Origin of the sequence: Streptomyces atroolivaceus, from assembly GCF_000717025.1 — a bacterium.
Taxonomy (GTDB): Bacteria; Actinomycetota; Actinomycetes; order Streptomycetales; family Streptomycetaceae; genus Streptomyces; species Streptomyces atroolivaceus.
Genome location: NZ_JNXG01000018.1, coordinates 65,983 through 82,790, shown reverse-complemented (window position 1 = coordinate 82,790; position 16,808 = coordinate 65,983). Strand labels below are relative to the sequence as shown.

General features: G+C 69.7%; 13 protein-coding genes and 1 pseudogene. 9 read left to right on the top strand and 5 right to left on the bottom strand.

The window, feature by feature from the left end; all coding sequences use genetic code 11:
• Positions 1–115: 115 nt before the first annotated feature.
• Positions 116–655 (top strand): MarR family winged helix-turn-helix transcriptional regulator, encoded by a 540-nt coding sequence (locus OO67_RS29200; RefSeq protein ID WP_033304759.1) that lies wholly within the window; start codon positions 116–118, stop codon positions 653–655.
• A 111-nt stretch (positions 656–766) separates the two neighbouring features.
• On the opposite strand, the gene OO67_RS29195 is transcribed toward OO67_RS29200, so the two are convergent.
• Positions 767–2,563, bottom strand: a complete 1,797-nt coding sequence (locus tag OO67_RS29195; protein ID WP_033304758.1) for a pentapeptide repeat-containing protein — start codon at positions 2,561–2,563, stop codon at positions 767–769.
• Between the two features lie 163 nt (positions 2,564–2,726).
• Between OO67_RS29195 and OO67_RS29190 the strand changes: the two genes are divergently transcribed.
• On the top strand, positions 2,727–4,172 hold the full coding sequence (locus OO67_RS29190) for a glyceraldehyde-3-phosphate dehydrogenase (RefSeq protein ID WP_033304757.1): 1,446 nt from the start codon (positions 2,727–2,729) through the stop codon (positions 4,170–4,172).
• Positions 4,173–4,319: 147 nt separating this feature from the next.
• Here OO67_RS29190 and OO67_RS29185 read toward each other — a convergent pair whose 3' ends face one another.
• The 4 genes from OO67_RS29185 to OO67_RS29170 form a co-directional block, all read right to left on the bottom strand.
• Positions 4,320–5,351 (bottom strand): alpha/beta hydrolase, encoded by a 1,032-nt coding sequence (locus tag OO67_RS29185; protein ID WP_051709981.1) that lies wholly within the window; start codon positions 5,349–5,351, stop codon positions 4,320–4,322.
• A 57-nt stretch (positions 5,352–5,408) separates the two neighbouring features.
• Positions 5,409–7,574 (bottom strand): SpoIIE family protein phosphatase, encoded by a 2,166-nt coding sequence (locus tag OO67_RS29180; RefSeq protein WP_033304756.1) that lies wholly within the window; start codon positions 7,572–7,574, stop codon positions 5,409–5,411.
• A gap of 280 nt (positions 7,575–7,854) precedes the next feature.
• A complete protein-coding gene (locus OO67_RS29175) occupies positions 7,855–9,042 on the bottom strand; it encodes a GDSL-type esterase/lipase family protein (protein WP_033304755.1) in 1,188 nt (395 codons plus the stop codon).
• 51 nt (positions 9,043–9,093) lie between these two features.
• On the bottom strand, positions 9,094–9,663 hold the full coding sequence (locus OO67_RS29170; RefSeq protein ID WP_033305000.1) for a TetR/AcrR family transcriptional regulator: 570 nt from the start codon (positions 9,661–9,663) through the stop codon (positions 9,094–9,096).
• A 445-nt stretch (positions 9,664–10,108) separates the two neighbouring features.
• On the opposite strand from OO67_RS29170, the gene OO67_RS39165 reads away from it, so the two are divergent.
• From OO67_RS39165 to OO67_RS29145, 7 genes and pseudogenes are all read left to right on the top strand, one after another.
• Entirely contained in the window at positions 10,109–10,246 is a 138-nt protein-coding gene (locus OO67_RS39165; RefSeq protein WP_167748680.1) for a hypothetical protein, read from the top strand.
• On the top strand, positions 10,243–10,332 hold the full coding sequence (kdpF, locus tag OO67_RS38335; RefSeq protein WP_033304754.1) for a K(+)-transporting ATPase subunit F: 90 nt from the start codon (positions 10,243–10,245) through the stop codon (positions 10,330–10,332). Before OO67_RS39165 ends, kdpF begins: the two co-directional genes overlap by 4 nt.
• 8 nt (positions 10,333–10,340) lie before the next feature.
• Positions 10,341–12,005, top strand: coding sequence for a potassium-transporting ATPase subunit KdpA (gene kdpA / locus OO67_RS29160; RefSeq protein WP_033304753.1), 1,665 nt, complete (start codon positions 10,341–10,343; stop codon positions 12,003–12,005).
• Positions 12,002–14,101: a potassium-transporting ATPase subunit KdpB gene (kdpB, locus tag OO67_RS29155; RefSeq protein ID WP_033304752.1), complete on the top strand. Its 2,100-nt coding sequence runs from the start codon at positions 12,002–12,004 to the stop codon at positions 14,099–14,101. Before kdpA ends, kdpB begins: the two co-directional genes overlap by 4 nt.
• A gap of 21 nt (positions 14,102–14,122) precedes the next feature.
• On the top strand, positions 14,123–14,791 hold the full coding sequence (locus tag OO67_RS29150; protein WP_033304751.1) for a potassium-transporting ATPase subunit C: 669 nt from the start codon (positions 14,123–14,125) through the stop codon (positions 14,789–14,791).
• 640 nt (positions 14,792–15,431) lie between these two features.
• Positions 15,432–15,613 (top strand): annotated as a pseudogene (locus tag OO67_RS40185) (glycoside hydrolase family 11 protein); the annotation flags it as partial.
• A gap of 96 nt (positions 15,614–15,709) precedes the next feature.
• A complete protein-coding gene (locus OO67_RS29145; protein WP_033304750.1) occupies positions 15,710–16,690 on the top strand; it encodes a polysaccharide deacetylase family protein in 981 nt (326 codons plus the stop codon).
• Positions 16,691–16,808 lie beyond the last annotated feature (118 nt).

Sequence of the window (16,808 nt, the reverse complement as noted above, 5' to 3'; positions counted from 1 at the left end):
GGACCCCTGTGTGACGGCGGTCCCGCGGCTGAGCCTTCCATCACCTCAGCGCTAAGATTCTCAGTGCCGTGAGAAGCCGGGGGGACCGCCGGCCGACGCCGTACAAGGGGATGAGATGGCAGCATCAAGGCCTGGGGACCAGGACGCCGTGGCGAAGGTGATCGAGGACTGGGCGCGGGAGCGGCCCGAACTGGACACGAGCCCGCTCGAGGTCCTGGCCCGTCTCCACCGCTCCTTCCTGCGCTACAGCACCGGCCTCACCGAGTCCGTCGAGCGGCACGGGCTGTCCGTGGCGGGCTTCGACGTCCTGACCGCGCTCCGCAGGTCCGGCGAGCCCTACCGGCTGACGGCCGGGCAGCTCGCCGACTCCGGCCTGGTGTCGTCGGCGGGGGTGACTCTGCGGATCGACCGCCTGGAGAAGGACGGCCTCATCGTCCGGGAGCGGGACACCCAGGACCGCAGAGTCGTGTACTGCCGGCTGACGGAGAAGGGCCTCGCCACGGTGGACACGGCGTTCGCCGAGCACCTGGACAACGAGAACCGGATGCTCGGAGGGCTGTCCCCCTCCGAGCGCCGGCAACTCGCGCGGCTCCTGCGCAAGCTGGAGATCTCGATCCTCGACGCCGACGAGGAGCGGGCCGGCGCCACGCGGTAGCCGGGGTCCGGATCTCCGGTGTGCGTCTCGACAGCCGGCCCCGGCGACGGCTGACGTCCGGCCCCTCGGCCTTGCGGCGGCTCGCGGCGGGGCGGGGCCGGGCAGTCCGCATCAGCGTTTCACGCGGTTGCGGACCGCCAGGACGGCAAGGCCCAGCAGGACGGGTTCCGTGATACGGGAGGCCATCTCGGTGTACGTTCCGGCGGTGGTGAGCTCTTGGCCGGACGAGCGGAAGACCACTGAGTTGATCACTACTCGCACGGCTTTCTCGAAGCGCTCGGTGGTGAGACGTCCGGCCACCGGCCCGGCGGGGTTGACCGGGTCCGGGGTCTCGGTGACGAGGGCCATGTCCTGCCCCACCGCCACCTGCCTGCCTTTGGTCAGAGGCTTCGGATCATCGGCCGGCAGCCCCCACAGCATCATGGCCAGCAGCGTGCCGGTCATGGCCGCCAACAGCCAGATCAGGGCACGCGCGGCCCGTAACCCGTAGCCGCTCAGGGCCCAGTACGAGGTCACCAGCGCACGTTCCGACATCATCCTGCTCGCGTCGTGGCGGCGCATCTCCATCTCGCCGTAGTAGAAGTCCGCCGCGTCGGGCTCGTTCCTGCCGTCCTCCAAGGACTTGCGCAGTTGCCGGTACAGCGCGGCGATGGCGGCCGGCCGCAGGCCGGGGGTGCCGTCCGGTGCCTTTGTCCAGCCACGTCTTCGTCCGGGCGTCCGGCCGGCCCGAGCGCGCCAGTGATGCTCCTCGGCCAGCACTTTGCGGGGGCTCCACGGCCGCCTCGTAGCGGTGGGGGGCACGGCGAAGGTGCACCAGCCGTCCACCCGCAGCTGGTCGAGATGGACGGCGCCCGCGAACCGGCAGGCGCTCAGGTCGATGTCGTGCAGCATCAGGTGCGCCGCGTCCACCCCGTTCACGGAGACCAGCCGCACGCCGGGGTCGCCGGAGAGCCCGTCCTCCGGCAGCGGGTGCGGGCCGGCGGCGAACGGAGTGGCCCGGGCCGCGACCGTCACCGGGTACTCACACACCGCGTCGGTCAGATCCAGATCGGCATGGCGCAGCCGCAGGGTCGCCGTCGAGGCCCAGCGGGTCCGTCCGCAGTCCAGACCGGAGGCCGCCGCTTCGATGACGACCGGGCCGTCGAACACCGCGTTCCGCAGTGAAAGCGTCTGACGGCTCACCAGCGGCCCCAGGACCGGGGTCGCGGCGAAGTGAGCCCAGCCGAATGACACGCCGCACTCGAAACGGGCCCCCGAGAAGGTCGCCCGCCCCCCGAACTCGGCAGAGGTGAAGCTCGTTTCGCCGTCGAAACGCACTCGGTTGAAATCGGCGTCGCCGTCGAAGCCCGCACTGTCGAACTGCACCGTGCCGAACCTCGCGCCGCCCATCCAGGCCACGTCGTGGAATCGGGCGCTGAGGAACTCGGCCTCGCCGTGGAATCGCGCTCCGTAGAACAGCGTCTGACCTTCGAACCGCGCCTGCACGAAGCTCGACTCGTCCTCGAAGCAGGCGTCGGTGAAGTCCGCCGGTCCCGCGAAGCGAGTCCTGCGGAACCCCGCGAAACGCGGGAACCGCGCAGCACGGAAGTGAGCCTCCGAGGAGAATTCGGCTTCGTGGAAGAAGGCCCCGTCGGGAAAGACCGCCTCCTCGAACCGGGCGTGCCCCAGGACCGGGCGGCGGCTCTCCGGGTCGCGCACGGCTCCGAGCAGTTCGTCCACCAGGGCTCGGCCGAGGGTGGTACCCCGGTGATCGATGTCGGCGCCGGGATGCAGCGATGCCAGATAGCGGGCACGGTCCGCGGACTCCAGGTGTGCCAGGCAGTCGCTGTGCCCCGCCACGGGGGTACCGCAGCAGCCGGGACGGCCGCAGCCGTAGGAATACCGTCGTTCGGGGCTCGAATGCGTCATGCCTCGATGACGTCCCACGGGGTCCTGCGGTTGCCCGACATCTGTGCGATGCCCCGGCCCGGTCCGTCGTGCGTTCGGCCACGGCCGTCGGGTGGCACCGATTGCATGATCAAAATCGGGTGCGGTTAACATATGAGCACCGCCTAGCTCGAAAGATGGACTTGTGACTGCCACCGAGGACTCGTTCACCAATTGGAAGACCCGCGAGGAGATCGCGGAGTCGATGATCCCGCTCATCGGGAAGCTGCACCGGGAGCGGGACGTCACGATCCTGCTCCACAGCCGCTCCCTGGTGAACAAGTCGGTGGTCAGCATCCTCAAGACCCACCGGTTCGCCCGGCAGATAGCAGGCGAGGAGCTCTCGGTCACCGAGACGCTGCCGTTCCTGCACGCCCTCACCGCGCTCGACCTCGGACCGTCGCAGATCGACCTCGGCATGCTCGCCGCGACGTACCGGGCAGACGACCGCGGCCTGTCGGTGGACGACTTCACCGCCGAGGCCGTGGCCGGCGCCACGGGCGCCAACAAGACGGAGCGCCGCGAGGCACGCGACGTCGTCCTCTACGGATTCGGCCGCATCGGCCGCCTCCTGGCCCGCCTGCTCATCGAGAAGACCGGCTCCGGCAACGGCCTGCGGCTGCGCGCCATCGTCGTACGCCAGGGCGCCGGACAGGACATCGTGAAGCGCGCCTCGCTGCTGCGCCGCGACTCCATCCACGGCCAGTTCCAGGGCACGATCACGGTCGACGAGGCGAACAGCAGGATCATCGCCAACGGCAACGAGATCCAGGTGATCTACTCCGACGACCCGACGTCGGTGGACTACACGGCGCACGGCATCAAGGACGCCATCCTCATCGACAACACGGGCCGCTGGCGCGACCGCGAAGGCCTGTCCAAGCACCTTCGGCCCGGCATCGCGAAGGTCGTCCTGACCGCGCCCGGCAAGGGCGATGTGCCCAACATCGTGCACGGCGTCAACCATGACATGATCAAGCCGGACGAGCAGATCATCTCCTGCGCCTCGTGCACCACCAACGCGATCGTCCCGCCCCTGAAGGCGATGGCGGACGAGTACGGCGTACTGCGCGGTCATGTGGAGACCGTCCACTCGTTCACCAACGACCAGAACCTGCTGGACAACTACCACAACTCGGACCGCCGTGGTCGTTCCGCGCCGCTCAACATGGTCATCACCGAGACGGGTGCCGCCTCCGCGGTGACCAAGGCTCTGCCCGACCTCGATGCGAAGATCACCGGCAGCTCGATCCGCGTGCCGGTGCCGGACGTCTCGATCGCGATCCTGAACCTGCAGCTCGCGCGCGGTACCGACCGCGAGGAGGTCCTCGACTACCTGCGCAACGTGTCGCTGACCTCGCCGCTCAGGCGGCAGATCGACTTCATCACGGCGCCCGACGCGGTCTCGAGCGACTTCATCGGCTCGCGCCACGCCTCGATCGTCGACGCCGGCGCCACCAAGGTCGAGGGCGACAACGCGATCCTCTACCTCTGGTACGACAACGAGTTCGGCTACTCCTCCCAGGTCATCCGGGTCGTCCAGCACGTGTCCGGAGTCGAGTACCCGACCTACCCGGCTCCGGCGGCCTGACCGTCCGGCCGACGGCTCCCGGTGCCGCGAGGCAGCGCCGGGAGCCGTCGCACCGAGGAGCGACGCACCGGCCGCCGGTGACCGTGGAGAGCAGGCCGCCCGGCCCTCGCGCGACGGCACCAGGTCAGGTGACCGACGGCCCGGCTGTCAGCGTCGCAGCGCGGCCATCAGCATCGGCAGGGCGTGACGCAGTTCCCTGTACCCGTAGGTCCCGCTGTGCCCACCCGGGTAGATGTGGACGTCGACCGGCGCGCCCAGCGACGCGAGCCGGTCGCCGAGCATCCTCGTCTCCTCCCCGCAGACGGCTTCGGTGACGGAGGTGACACCGTGGTCCGCCAGCGCCACCCACTTCTCGGTGCCGGGGATATGGGGGTCGGGCTCGTCCCCGTCGAGCGGGCCGGGCTTCCCGTCGCCGGAGGCCAGGTACACGGGGGTGTGGCGCAGGCCCGCGGCGTGGTGGTACGGATCCCAGTCGAGCCAGGTCTTCCACTGCTTCCACGGATCGCCGAAGATCGCGTAGCCGTCCACACCGACGAACTTCGCTCCCGAGAGCCACATCTCCGGGTGCCGTACCGGATGCACGGGTGCCCCGAAGGCCGCGGCCGCACCGAACAGCCCCGCCACCCGGGCGGCGAGTCCCAGGGCACCGAACCCGCCCTGGGACTCCCCGGCGGCCGCCCTGTTCGGACCGGCGCCGTAGTCCCGCTCCATCAGAGGCACGACTTCCCGCAGGAAGTACGTGCGCACCCGGGGAGCACCCCCCTTGCCGTGGTTCCACCAGTCGGTCCAGAACCCGAACAGCGGCATGCCCGGCATGACCACCAGGACATCGCGCAGCTCGGCCAGTTCCTGCACCTTGAAGAGGGTCGTCCAGGTCGTGTGGTCGCCGTCCCCGCCTGCCAGCAGATAGAGAACGGGCCAGCGGTCGCCGGGACGGCGCCCGTCCCAGCCGCGCGGGGTCAGCAGGGCAACGGTGCTCCGGCCGCCGAGGGCCGGGGAGTCGACGGTCAGCTCGACCAGCCGATCGTCCAGTCGTCGTTCGGCGACGACCTTGCCGGCGGCGCCGGCGGGGGTGGCACCGAGGAGGGCGCCGGCGCCCAACAGGGCGCCGCCCGCCAGTACGGCGCGGCGTGTGTGTGCGTGCGACTTACCTGAGTCTTCGGCGGTGGGACGCCCCACCTTGAGCCCGTCCGTCCGCAGGGCACTGCTCCGCGGCCGGTCGGCCGCCGGCCGGAGTCAGAGCAGTTCCGCCTCATGCGCGCCGGGCAGCGGCTGTTCGGCCCAGATGGTCTTGCCCGTGCCGGTGTACCGGGTCCCCCAGCGCTCGGTGAGGCTGGCGACGAGCAGGAGCCCGCGTCCGCCCTCGTCGAAGATCCGGGCACGGCGCAGATGGGGAGCGGTGCTGCTGCCGTCGAAGACCTCGCAGATGAGCGCGGTGTCCCGGATCAGGCGGAGCCGGATCGGCTCGCCGCCGTAGCGGATGGCGTTGGTGACCAGTTCGCTCACGACCAGTTCCGTGGTGAACACCGCGTCGTCCAGGCCCCAGGCCGTCAGTTGCGCCGCGGCTCGTTTGCGGGCGTAGGAGACGACGGCCGGATCGGCAGCGAGGTCCCACGAGGCGTAGTGGCCCGCGTCCAGGCGGCGGGTGCGCGCCAGCAGCAGGGCGACGTCGTCGTTCGGCTGCTCGGGAACCAGTGCGTCCATGACGTTGTCGCAGGCCTCTTCGAGAGAGCGCGCGGGGCGGCCGAGCAGGTCGCGCAGGTCGGCGAGGGCGGTATCGACGTCCCTGCCCGCCGTCTCGATCAGTCCGTCCGTGTAGAGGGCCAGCCGACTGCCCTCCGGAAGCTCGAACTCGGCCGCCTCGAAGGTCAGGCCACCCACTCCGAGCGGCGGTCCGGAGGGCAGTTCCAGTTGTTCGACGGTGCCGTCGGGGCGGACCAGCATCGGCTCAGGGTGGCCCGCCCTCGCCATCGTGCAGCACCCGCCCGCCGGGTCGTACACGGCGTAGAGGCAGGTCGCACCGGCGACCGTGGCGCCGTCGGCGCTGTCCGCCGGCTCCTCGCGGTCCAGCGTCAGCACCAGGGCGTCGAGCTGCGTGAGCAGTTCCTCGGGGGCGAGGTCGACGTCGGCGAGGGTCCGCACGGCGGTGCGGAGCCTGCCCATGGTCGCCGAGGCGTGGAGGCCGTGGCCGACCACGTCGCCGACGACCAGGGCGACCCGGGCCCCGGACAGCGGGATGACGTCGAACCAGTCTCCGCCGATCCCGGCGCCGTTGGTGTTCGGGAGATAGCGCGTGGTGACCTCGACGGCCTGCTGGCGGGCGGCGCGGCGGGGCAGCAGGCTGCGCTGCAGGGCGAGTGCCGTGGCTCGCTCACGGGTGTACCGGCGGGCGTTGTCCACACACACGGCCGCCCGCGAGACGAGCTCGGTGGCCAGCTGCAGATCCGCGCTGCCGAACCCTGCGGGGGTGCGGTGGCGGGCGAAGACCGCGATGCCGAGGGTGATGCCGCGTGCCCGCAGTGGGACGACCAGGACCGAATGGACCTTTTTGAGACGCATGCGCCGCCCGCGATCCGGTCTCTCCGCCGCCCATCGCAGCAGTGCCTCTTCGTCGACGGTGTGACGCGACGGCTCTCCGGTGATCAGAGCGCGGCCCACCACGGAGTCCCGGTTGTAGTCATGGATATCACCGAGCGGGACGACCGATTCGGGGCACCCTTCGAGCACCGACCGCTGGGCCACCCGGTGGAAGGAGATCCTGTCCCGGTGCAGCACGGAGCGCGCCTCGTCGCCCGCCAGCACCTCCGCGAGCAGATCGACGGTCACGAAGTCGGCGAAGCCGTCGATGCCGAGTTCCGCCAGCTCCTCGGCGGTGCGGCCCACGTCCAGAGTGCTGCCGATGCACATACTGGCCTTGTTCAGCACGGCCAGGCGGCGACGGGCCCAGAACTGTTCGGTGGTGTCGAGCGTCACGACGGACACGCCCTGGACCTCGCCGGCGGCGTTCCGGACGGGCGACATCGCCGCCTGCCAGATGTGCTCGCTTCCCGCCACCACGAGATGTGTCTCGTACGGCTCTCCCTCGCCCGTTCTCAGCACGCGGGCAATGGCCTCGGCGAGCCCTTCGCCGCCCTCCAGGAACAGTCCGGGCTCGACCTCGCCCGGCCGCAGCCCCAGTATCGACGCCTCGGGCTTGCCGACCGAGCCGGCCGCCGCGCCGTTCGCCATGGCGAGCAGCTGGTCCCTGCCGAAGTAGGCCACCGGTACCGGCAGCTGTTCCAGGATCCAGCAGCGCACTTCGTCGGACGGCACGCCGCTCGTCCGCCTGTCTCCCGCAGCCGCCGGTGTGGGCTCGCCGCTGCCCTCAGGCGGACCTCCACGGCCCGTCTCGTCCATGCTCATGGGCCCATCACTCGTCCTCCCCGCCTAGGCAGGTCGCCCACGAACACACATATGCGACCTCTGTTCAAATATGCCCTCGAGTGTCCGGGCTCTCAACCGCCCTCCTCCCTGTCACGGCCGTTTGGCTCAGCCGGCGGCCGTCCGGCGTCTCCTTCAGCACACCGGGGCACGGCCGGGCGGTCACACCGGATACGGACGGTCCGCGATGCCCCGCGGCCGCCGTCCGGTCACGGGACGGACCGCCACCGGTCTCACGGCGGACCCGTACCGGTTCGTGCGGTCATTCACCTGCGACGACGAGCGGGCCGCCGGTGTGGAACGCCAGCTTCGCGAAGCGTTCGCCGATGCGGCGATGTGTGGCGGCGTCGGGGTGCAGCGCGTCCGGGAGCGGCAGTTCCGCGAAGTCCGCCTCGCCGTAGAGTGCCCGGCCGTCGAGGTGGTGCAGGTTCGGGTCCTCGACTGCCCGCTGCTCGACGATGCGGGCGAGTTCGTCCCTGATGGTGTTCAGGGTGAGCTTTCCGGCAGCCGTTTCGGCGGGGTCCCCCGCGGCCCGGAAGATCAGCTTCCCCTCGCTCAAGGCGCTGTGATCCGGCGCGCTGGGGCCGGGGGTGTCCTCGTGGATGGGACACAGGATGGGCGAGACGACCAGCAGCGGCGTGGTGGGGTGGCCTTCGCGGATCGTGTCGAGGAATCCGTGGACGGCCGGAGTGAAGGCGCGCAGGCGCATCAGGTCGGCGTTGACCAGGTTGATGCCGATCTTGACGCTGATCCGGTCGGCGGGGGTGTCACGCAGGGCGCGGGCGGTGAACGGATCGAGCAGCGCACTGCCGGCGAACCCCAGACTGACCAGCTCCACACCGCCGAGGGCGGCCGCCAGTGCGGGCCAGGTGGTGGTGGGGCTCGCGGCGTCGGAGCCATGGCTGATCGAACTGCCGTGGTGCAGCCACACCGCGCGGCCCCGGTACGGTGCCGGTTCGACGGGGGCATCGGTGCGCAGGGCTATCAGCTCGGTGGTCTCGTTGTGCGGCAGCCAGATCTCGATGTCCTTCAGATCTGCGGACAGTCCGCCGAAGCGGAGAGTACCCGGCGGCCCCGGCCGGACCTCGGCGGCTCCGGTGGTCATGTCGATGGTCAGGGTGTTGCCACCGGTCACCACGGCCTGGCCCTGGAGGCGGCCGTCGACCAGCAGGTCGTAGACCCCGTCCGGCCGGGGCGGCGCTCCCACGTAAGCACGCTTGGTGGGCAGGGTGTCCAGCTCCACGACGGTCGCCCGGGTACGCAGGACGAGCCGCACGCCGGAGGGCTGGGACTCCGCCATGGCCAGCTGGCCGTCGGTGTTCTGGGCACGGGCGCGGGCGGGCAGCCTGTGCGGCAGCACACCGTGCTCGGTGCGCTCCAGTTCGATGGCGCCGCGCAGGAGGTCTCCGGTGATGGGGACGGCTGTCAGCCGGGGGTGGTGGGTGCTCATCTTTTCACTGCCTGTTCCGGTCTTGGGGTACGGCTGCGTCGTCAGGGGCTGTCAGGCGGCGGGCCAGTTCCGCAGCAGGGCGTCGAGGGCGTCCAGGACCCGTGACCAGGTCTCCTGCGTACCGGGAGCGCTGTGGCTGAAGCTTCCGCCCGACTCCAGGCTGATGTAGCCGTGAAAAACGCTGCCCAGCAGCCGGACCGCGTGTGTCTGGTCCGGCTCCGTCAGGTCGTAGCCACGCAGGATCGCCCGCGTCATCTGGGCGTGTCTGCCACCGGCACTGGCGGCGGCCGCATCCGGGTCGAGCCTGAGCTGCGCCGCGGCGTAGCGCCCCGGATGCTCCCTGGCGTAGTCACGGTAGGCGTTCGCGAACGCCTCCAGCGCGTCCTTGCCCGCCCGCCCTGCCAGGGCGGCGGATACGCGGTCGGCGAGCTCCGCCAGCGCCAGCAGGGCGATCCTCGTCTTGAGGTCCTGGGAACTCTTCAGATGCGAGTACAGACTCGCGTCCTTGACGCCGAACTGCCGGGCGAGCGCCGCCACGGTCACCTTGTCGAAGCCGACCTCGTCGGCCAGTTCCGCCCCAGCCTGTGTGAGGCGTTCCGCGGTCAGTCCTGCTCGTGCCATGACCACCATCCCCTTCAACTTGCCCCATCATGTATTTACCTAGGCCTATTAGGCAAATCAGCCACCCCGCCGGAGGTGGCGCTTGTCCACGGCCTCCGGGTACACCCTGGTCGGCCGGCCTCCGACGGTGGCTGTCCGCAACGGACTCGCCCGGCTGCTCGTGCGCCGGGAAACGCTCGAAGATTTCCGCCGCCGGGACGTCGGGAGCGGGACGCAGCCGGCGCGGCAGCCCGGTAGAAGGCCGCCCGGCTCCGATATCGCGGCTCGCGCGGCGCGCGGCTCGGAGGAAGACGGTGTGAGCCCGATGGAAATGGCGGTCACGCGGGCAGGGAACCCCGCGGGAGCCGCGTACGAACCGCGTGTACGAACCGCGTCAAGAATTCCGCGCCCTCCGTATGGAGCCCGTCAAAGCCACTGAAGGCGTGGCTGACCTTGCGGTTTGCTCTTGTCCGGCCTCACCGGCCGATTCCCATTCATTCACTTCCCACAGGAGCTCACGATGGCCGACCTGGCCTTCGTCGTCACCATGATCGCGGTTTTCGCGCTGGTGGCTCTCATCGCGAGGGGGGTGACGAAGCTGTGACCGCCGAGAACATCGCCGGCCTGGTCGTGGCCGTCTCCCTGCTGGTCTACCTCGTCCTTGCGCTTGTGTACCCGGAGAGGTTCTGAGCACCGTCATGAGCCCCGTAACAGCTGGTGTGCTCCAGCTGCTCGCGCTGATTTCCGCGCTTGCTCTGGCATACCGTCCGCTCGGTGACCACATGGCCCAGGTCTACTCCGCGGAAAAGCACTACAGGCCGGAGAAGTGGATCTACCGTGCCATCGGAGCCGACCCGTCGGCCTCGATGCACTGGCCCGCCTATCTGCGCGGCGTACTCGCCTTCTCCGTGGTGGGCGTCCTCTTCCTCTACGCACTACAGCGCCTGCAGGGGGCGCTGCCCGGTTCGCTCGGCTTCGTGTCGATCGACCCGGACCAGGCGTTCAACACGGCCGCGTCCTTCGTGGCGAACACCAACTGGCAGTCGTACTACGGCGAACAGGCCATGGGCCACGTCGTGCAGACGGGCGGCCTCGCGGTGCAGAACTTCGTCTCCGCCGCTGTCGGCATGGCCGTGGCCGTCGCCCTCGTACGCGGGTTCTCCCGCTTCCGAACCGGCGAGCTCGGCAACTTCTGGACGGACCTGGTGCGCGGCACCGTACGCATCCTGCTGCCGATCTCGGTGGTCGGCGCGATCGTCCTGGTTGCGTGCGGCGTCATCCAGAACTTCTCCGGCATCCACGGCGTCGGGCAGTTCACGGGCGGCACGCAGCAGTGGAACGGCGGCGCCGTGGCCTCCCAGGAGGTCATCAAGGAGCTGGGGACGAACGGGGGTGGCTACTTCAACGCCAACTCGGCCCACCCCTTCGAGAATCCGACTCCCTTCACCAACCTGTTCGAGATCTTCCTGATCCTTCTGATCCCGTCCGCGCTGACCCGCACGTTCGGCCGGATGGTCGGCAACCTGCGTCAGGGCTACGCGATCCTCGCCACGATGGCCACCATCTGGCTCAGCTTCACGGCGCTGATGATGTGGACCGAGTTCGCCCACCACGGCCCGGCTCTCCAGATCGCCGGCGGAGCGATGGAGGGCAAGGAGACCCGCTTCGGCATCGGCGGATCGGCGGTCTTCGCCGTGGCCACCACCCTCACGTCGACCGGTGCGGTCAACTCCTTCCACTCCTCCTACACGGGGCTGGGAGGCGGCATCACCATGCTGGGCATGCAGCTGGGCGAGATCGCCCCCGGCGGTGTCGGATCCGGCCTCTACGGCATGCTGGTCATGGCGGTCATCGCGGTGTTCATCGCCGGCCTCATGGTCGGCCGTACTCCCGAGTACCTGGGGAAGAAGATCGGCATCCGTCAGGTCAAACTCGCGGCGTGCTACATCCTGGTCACCCCGGCACTGGTCCTCTGCTTCACAGCGGTGGCGATGGCACTGCCCACTCCTGCCGACTCGATGACCAACAGCGGCGCACACGGATTCTCCGAGATCCTCTACGCCTATACCTCGGGCGCCAACAACAACGGTTCCGCCTTCGCGGGGCTCAACGCCGACACACAGTGGTTCAACACCACCATCGGCATCGCGATGCTGCTCGGCCGCTTCCTGCCGATCGTGTTCGTCCTCGCCCTGGCCGGCTCGCTCGCCGAGCAGCGTCCCGTGCCTGCCACGTCCGGCACCCTGCGGACCGACAAGCCCCTCTACGCGGGCCTGCTCGTCGGCACCATCCTCATCATCACCGGTCTGACCTACTTCCCGGCCCTCGCGCTGGGGCCGCTCGCCGAAGGACTCGCCACATGAGTACCGTCACCCCCACCCGTACTCCGCACGAAGACCTGTCCGGCGGCCGCGCCGTCGCGTCGGGCCGTGTCGGCGGGGGTCTCTTCGCCCCGGAGCAGTTGCTCAAGTCCTTCCCGGACGCGGTGAGGAAGCTCGACCCGCGCGTCATGATCAAGTCCCCGGTCATGTTCGTGGTGCTCGTCGGTTCGGTGGCCACCACCCTGCTGGCACTCCAGGATCCGGGTGACTGGTTCGGCTGGGCCATCACGGCGTGGCTGTGGCTGACGACGGTCTTCGCGAACCTCGCCGAGGCCGTCGCCGAGGGGCGCGGCAAGGCGCAGGCCGACACCCTCCGCAAGGCGAAGACCGGCACGGTGGCCCGCCGGCTGCACGGCAGTGACGAGGTGGAGGTGCCCGGCGCGGAGCTGCGCATCGGCGACCTGGTCGTGTGCGAGGCCGGCGACATCATCCCCGGTGACGGTGACGTCGTCGAGGGGGTCGCGTCCGTCGACGAGTCGGCCGTCACGGGTGAATCCGCCCCGGTGATCCGGGAGTCCGGCGGCGACCGCAGTGCGGTCACCGGCGGTACGAAGGTGCTCTCCGACCGGATCGTCGTCCGGATCACCACCAAGCCGGGTGAGACCTTCATCGACCGGATGATCGCCCTGGTCGAGGGCGCCGCCCGGCAGAAGACGCCCAACGAGATCGCGCTCAACATCCTGCTGGCGTCGCTGACCATCGTCTTCCTGCTCGCCGTCGTGACGCTCCAGCCGTTCGCGGTCCACGCCGGCGCCCGGCAGTCCATGATCGTGCTGACAGCCCTGCTGGTCTGCCTGATCCCGACGACCATCGGCGCGCTCCTCTCCGCGATCGGCATCGCGGGTATGGACCGTCTGGTCCAGCGCAACGTCCTGGCCATGTCGGGGCGCGCGGTGGAGGCGGCGGGTGACGTCTCGACGCTCCTGCTCGACAAGACGGGGACGATCACGCTCGGCAACCGGCAGGCAGCGGAGTTCGTACCGGCGAGGGGCACGACGGAGGCGGAGCTGGCGGACGCCGCACAGCTGTCGTCGTTGGCGGACGAGACTCCGGAAGGCCGCTCGATCGTGGTGCTCGCCGAGGAGAAGTACGGTCTGTGCGCACGCCACCAGGGCGAACTCGCCCACGCCACATGGGTCCCCTTCACGGCTCGGACCCGTATGTCGGGGGTGGACGTGGACGGTCTCAAGGTCCGCAAGGGAGCGGCCGGTTCCGTCGTCGCGTGGGTGCGGGAGCGGGGCGGCCACGTCGCCGACGACGCCGGCGGTCCCGCCGACCGGATCTCGGAAGCCGGAGGTACGCCACTGCTGGTCGCCGTCGAGGACGCGAAGGGCGCCCGGATCCTGGGCGTCGTCCACCTGAAGGACGTCGTCAAGGAAGGGATGCGGGAACGGTTCGACGAACTGCGCCGCATGGGCATCAGGACCGTCATGATCACGGGTGACAACCCGCTGACCGCCAGGGCGATCGCCGAGGAGGCGGGAGTCGACGACTTCCTCGCCGAGGCCACCCCCGAGGACAAGATGGCCCTCATCAAGCGGGAGCAGGCGGGCGGCAAGCTCGTCGCGATGACGGGTGACGGCACCAACGACGCCCCGGCGCTCGCCCAGGCGGATGTGGGCGTGGCGATGAACACCGGAACCTCGGCCGCCAAGGAGGCCGGGAACATGGTGGACCTGGACTCCGACCCCACCAAGCTCATCGAGATCGTCGGGATCGGCAAGCAGCTCCTCATCACCCGGGGCGCCCTGACCACCTTCTCCATCGCCAACGACGTCGCGAAGTACTTCGCGGTCATCCCTGCCATGTTCGCGGTGGCCTACCCGGGCCTGGACAAGCTCGACGTGATGGGTCTCGCGTCACCGGAATCCGCGATCCTGTCCGCCGTCATCTTCAACGCGCTGATCATCGTCGCCCTTGTGCCGCTCGCGCTGAAGGGCGTCCGGTACCGGCCGGCGGCCGCCGACAAGATGCTCCGCCGCAACCTCGGCGTATACGGACTCGGCGGCCTGGTCGCACCGTTCATCGGCATCAAGGTCATCGACATGCTCATCTCCCTCGTCCCCGGGCTCTCCTGAAACGGAAACGGCTGATCAGCCATGAACACCTCTCTCAGAAACACCGCCCGGACGCTCGGAGCGGGGCTCCGCGCCCTGCTGGTCCTCAGTGTCATCTGCGGCGTGCTCTATCCGCTCTCCGTCACGGGCGTCGCCCAGGCGCTCTTCAGCGGGAAGGCCAACGGCTCCGAGATCAGTGACGCGAGCGGACGCACCGTCGGGTCGTCCCTGATCGGCCAGACGTACGACCTGCCGAAGCGGAGTCCGGACGAGGCGGCGAAACCGGACCTGCGATGGTTCCAGCCCCGTCCCTCCAACGGCCTGGGCAGCAACGGCGTCAACCTCCGGTACTCGCTGATCCTCTCCGGTGCCACCAACCGCTCCGCGGACAACGCCGAGCTGATCACCTGGGTCACCGAGGCGAAGGCGGCGGTCGTGGCGGACAACTCCACCCCGTCCTACAAGGTGCGGCCGGAGGAGGTACCGGCGGACGCGGTCACATCCTCCGGTTCGGGTCTCGACCCGAACATCTCCCCGGCCTACGCGAAGCTCCAGATCAACCGGGTGGCGGAGCGGAACGGACTTCCCGTCCGGCAGGTCGCGGAACTCGTCGCCGAGCACACCGAAGGCCGGACCCTCGGGTTCATGGGCGAGCCGCGGGTCAACGTCCTGGAACTCAACACCGCGCTGAAGGACGTGCGCAAGGGCTGAAGCGGCGTCGCACGCCCGGCGCTCGGCGGCGGTTCCGTGCGGAACCGCCGCCGAGCGCATAGCCCCGCGGCCTCCCGTGCCGACCACACCGGTCAGCAAGCAGCCAGCTTCGAAACTTTCGAACACCATGGGCCACCATCTCCGTGGACACTTCGCTCATCGCAACCGACGACGCTTCCGTTTCCCGCCGACGGCACATATGAACAGGCAATATGCCCTGCCCATCCAACCAACCCTCGCCCGACCGTTTCGTAATTCATGCCGAAACTATTGACACCCGACGGAGCCGGCTCAACACTGTTCGCCGTCGACAGACTTCAATCCTGTTGATCCGGGTCCACCCGACCCGGCATCCAGCCCGCTCGCCGAGCACGACGACCGGCCCGGTCCGGCCGGGAAGCGTGGCACCGACGCACGACCGCCGTCCTCACCAAGTCACCGTCACCCCCACAGAGAGCGTCTCGCACTGCCCGGAACCCCCGCCCGGCCTCACGAGGGACCAGGAGGAAAGCACGCTCATGAACGCCGCATCCGCACAGCCGACGAGCCGCGCCCCCGCCCGTCCGAGACGGACCACCCGCAACGTTCTCACCAAGGTGACGGCCGCCACGGCCGTACCGGCCACGCCCGGCGCCCGGCTTACGGCATCTACGGGACGACCCGCGTGAACGCCCCTTCCCTCGTGGGCACTCGGACGTTCGAGCAGTCCGGAGCGTGCGGCAGCCGAAGAGGACCGGCGAAACCATCACCACCGGCAATCACGCCGAGGCGTGGGCCCGCCAGGGAATGATCCTGGGCACCTCCAGCTACATGGCAACAGACATTCCGCACCAGGTGGGGCGGTGGCAGTCCATGCCCGCCACCGCCCCCCGGCAGCCGCCTCCCCCACGTCCACCAGAACGAGAAGGGCTCACTCGCATGCGCATCACGCCACGCCCGTCCCTGCGGCCCGCGGTCACGGTTCTGGCCGTCGCCACGATGGCAGCGACCGCCACCGTCGCCGTCGACACCACCCCCACACACGCCGCCCCCGCTGCCGCGTGCAACGGCTACGTCGGGCTCACGTTCGACGACGGTCCTTCGAGCGGCACGCCGGCCTTGCTCAACGCCCTGAAGCAGAACGGTCTGCGGGCCACGATGTTCAACCAGGGCCAGTACGCCGCGGCCGATCCGGCCCGGGTCCGGGCGCAGGTCGACGCCGGTATGTGGGTCGGGAACCACAGCTACACCCATCCGCACCTGACCCAGCAGAGTGAGGCGCAGGTCGACTCGGAGCTGTCCCGCACCCAGCAGGCCATCGCCGCCGGTGGTGGGGGCACGCCGAAACTGTTCCGCCCTCCGTACGGCGAGACCAACTCGACGGTCCGGTCGGTCGCGTCGAAGTACGGTCTGACCCAAGTCATCTGGGACGTCGATTCCCAGGACTGGAACAACGCGAGCACCGACGCGATCGTGCAGGCCAACGCCCGGCTCACCAACGGCCAGATCATCCTCATGCACGACTGGCCCGCCAACACGCTCGCCGCGATCCCACGTATCGCTCAGGGACTCGCGAGCCGAGGGCTCTGCGCGGGCATGATCTCTCCTCACACCGGTCGCGCCGTGGCTCCCGACGGCAGCGGTGGCGGTGGCGGTGGCTGCACCGCCACCGTCACCGCGGGCCAGAAGTGGAGCGACCGCTACAACCTCGACGTATCGGTGTCAGGCTCCAGCAACTGGACCGTCACCATGAACGTGCCCTCCCCCGCGAAAGTCCTCTCCACCTGGAACACCACCGCCACCTACCCCAGCGCGCAGGTGCTGACCGCAAAGCCCAACGGCAGCGGCAACAACTGGGGCACCACCATCCAGGCCAACGGCAACTGGACCTGGCCCACCGTCTCCTGCAGCACCAGCTGACACCCGGCACTCGCCGGCGGGGGCGGCGGCTCTCTTGGCCCCCGGATCGGACCGGCTGGGGTCCGTCCCGCAGGGAAGGATCTCGCCGTCGGCCGTGCTGGACCTCCACCGGACTTGA